Origin of the sequence: Pseudomonas sp. HY13-MNA-CIBAN-0226, assembly GCF_040310305.1 — a bacterium.
GTDB classification, from domain to species: Bacteria; Pseudomonadota; Gammaproteobacteria; order Pseudomonadales; family Pseudomonadaceae; genus Aquipseudomonas; species Aquipseudomonas gregormendelii.
This window is the reverse complement of sequence record NZ_JBEOPS010000430.1, coordinates 1-254: the sequence shown is the minus strand read 5'-3', so window position 1 is coordinate 254 and position 254 is coordinate 1. Positions and strand designations below refer to the sequence as shown.

Sequence of the window (254 nt, the reverse complement as noted above, 5' to 3'; positions counted from 1 at the left end):
GCCTGGACGGGACGGTGCTGTTTCTGCCCCACCGCCTCAACCGTCACCCGGTGGTGGTGCGCGGGCTGACGGCGAATGAGCTGTGGGTCTGCGCAGGCTTGTCAGGGCTGATTGGCCTGGCGAGCGGCACGGCGCTGGCCATCCTATTCGCGATCATTGCCATCGTCCCCACGGCCATCCTGATTGCGGTCTGCGCAGGGATTTTCATCGGCGGCGGCGCACTGCGCCGGCTCAAGCGCGGCCGCCCCGAAACC

At 68.5% G+C, this 254-nt stretch carries 1 protein-coding gene; it reads left to right on the top strand.

Translation table 11 applies throughout. The annotated features are described in order from the left end of the window. Positions 1-2 precede the first annotated feature (2 nt). A partial coding sequence (locus tag AAEZ05_RS29385; protein WP_350650145.1) for a TIGR03750 family conjugal transfer protein occupies positions 3-254 on the top strand: 252 nt, incomplete at its 3' end.